Below are 2,242 nucleotides of genomic sequence, written 5' to 3'. Positions count from 1 at the left end.
ATTAACCTGTTGTTTTTTAAGTAAATTCAAGGGTTTTAGCAAACGGAATGCCAGTGTTATTAGGGAATGCTAATATTTATTAAAAATAAGCACTAACTAATATGCTTATGCTTTAAAAACTAGGAAACTTCAGTTTAATAATATACCTTAATGATAGCCCATATTCGCTCAATTTCTCCGCACAGAATTTTATGTCATGAGTAAACAAAAAAACTACGATGTGCTTATTATTGGCAGTGGTGGTGCTGGACTAAGCCTGGCTCTCAAATTAGCTGACCAACGCCAGGTCGCAGTACTATCAAAATTTGCCCTGACCGAGGGTAGTACTTTCTATGCTCAAGGCGGTATATCAGCAGTATTAGATGCTCAGGAAGCATCTATAGAATCACATATTCAAGATACTATTGTTTCTGGCGCAGGGTTATGTGATCCTGAAATTGTCAGACTCACCGTAGAGTATGGCAAAAAAAGTATCGACTTTCTGCACCAACAAGGTATGGCCTTTACCAAGCGTCAGAATAAAAAGGGTGAAGCAGAATTACACCTTAATCAGGAAGGCGGTCACTCCGAGCGCCGCATAGTTCATCACGAAGATGCAACGGGAAAAGAACTCTCACTGTCTTTAATTCATAAAGCTAAACAACACCCTAATATCACTTTATTAGAGCACCATAATGCGATTGATTTAATTACCGCTGACAAACTTGGATTTAAACAACAACGAGTGCTAGGTGCCTATGTTTTAGACACGCATAGCAAACAGGTTAAAACTATTACCGCTAACATCGTTGCTCTTGCGACAGGTGGCGCAAATAAAGTCTATCTGTATACGACAAATCCACATATTTCTACGGGAGATGGTATTGCCTTAGCCTGGCGCGCAGGCTGTCGTATTGCCAATATGGAATTTATGCAGTTTCACCCTACCTGCCTATATCACCCTGATAACAATTCATTTTTAATCAGTGAAGCAGTACGCGGTGAAGGCGGTAAGCTGATACTACCGGATGGCTCTACATTTATGCAACACTATGATCCCAGAGCTGAACTAGCGCCCCGCGACATTGTTGCTCGAGCCATCGACCATCAAATTAAAAAGTACGGTATTGATTGCGTGTATCTGGATATTAGCCACAAACCTGCTGAATTTATTAAAAGCCACTTTCCTTCAATTTATCAACAATGTCTTGATCTGAATATCGACATTACTAAATCCCCTATTCCCGTCGTTCCAGCCGCTCATTATACTTGCGGTGGTGTCATGACCGATGCATATGCACGTACGGATATTCCAGGCTTGTATGCCGTGGGTGAAGTCGCACATACTGGTTTACATGGAGCCAACCGGATGGCTAGTAATTCACTATTAGAATGTCTGGTGTTTGCCGAACGGGCCAGTGAAGATATTCTGCATCAGAATTCTGATCATCCTACTATCCCTGCAATACCCGATTGGGATGAGTCTCAAGTGATAGACTCAGAAGAAGAAGTCATGATTGCGCATAACTGGGATGAACTGCGCCGGTTTATGTGGGACTATGTTGGCATCGTGCGTAGCACAAAACGTCTAAAGAGAGCAGAACATCGCCTGGAACTATTAAAAAATGAAATTTCCGATTACTATCATCATTACCGGATTAGTAGTGATTTATTAGAATTACGTAACCTGGTTATTGTTGCTGATTTGATTATTCAAAGTGCTCTGGCTCGTAAAGAAAGCCGTGGCTTGCACTACACGCTAGATTACCCGGAACTGGATAAATCACAAGATACAATAAATACCATTCTGACACCTGGAAAATAAGTTTTAGGACTAAAACCCGAAACTGGCCTCAAGCCCCTCTGAAAGCGTGTTGATATGTGGAGTATTTGCTGATATTTAATATGATATATTTTGTTGTTACGCATAATTAAATCTTATATTGAATAGCTGGTTTCGGACATTATGTACAGTTGTGAATTATGTAGAGTCGAGCGATCTATGTCTTGTCCCTGCAGGTTTTTCAGTTATTTTACTGCACATAATTGTCAGTAACTAAAAGCCTATTTGATGGGCCTATACGTCTAAATATCAATATGTAGAGCCTCGTTAAAAGACAACTATAGTCGAGTTATTAAACGAACTGAAGTTTCCCAATTATTGAGTAGCTGAAATACACAATGCTGGTGTATCGAGGTTTATTTTAGGTGGTTTTGCCATGTTTATAGCAAACCCCTACTTAATTCCCCTTAGGCAATAGGG

1 protein-coding gene is annotated in these 2,242 nt (G+C 40.3%); it reads left to right on the top strand.

What is annotated here, in order from left to right; genetic code table 11:
- Positions 1 to 196: 196 nt before the first annotated feature.
- Positions 197 to 1,804 (top strand): L-aspartate oxidase, encoded by a 1,608-nt coding sequence (nadB, locus tag CDZ78_RS13630; protein WP_087870502.1) that lies wholly within the window; start codon positions 197 to 199, stop codon positions 1,802 to 1,804.
- The last annotated feature ends 438 nt before the right edge of the window (positions 1,805 to 2,242 follow it).

Source organism: Bathymodiolus platifrons methanotrophic gill symbiont, from assembly GCF_002189065.1.
Taxonomy (GTDB): Bacteria; Pseudomonadota; Gammaproteobacteria; order Methylococcales; family Methylomonadaceae; genus Methyloprofundus.
The sequence above is the reverse complement of the archived record's forward strand: the minus strand, read 5'-3'. Positions and strand labels throughout refer to the sequence as shown.

What these genes read in the sequence shown, in the direction of transcription:
- nadB (WP_087870502.1), top strand. Translation starts at nt 197, where the DNA reads ATGAGTAAACAAAAAAACTACGATGTGCTTATTATTGGCAGTGGTGGT.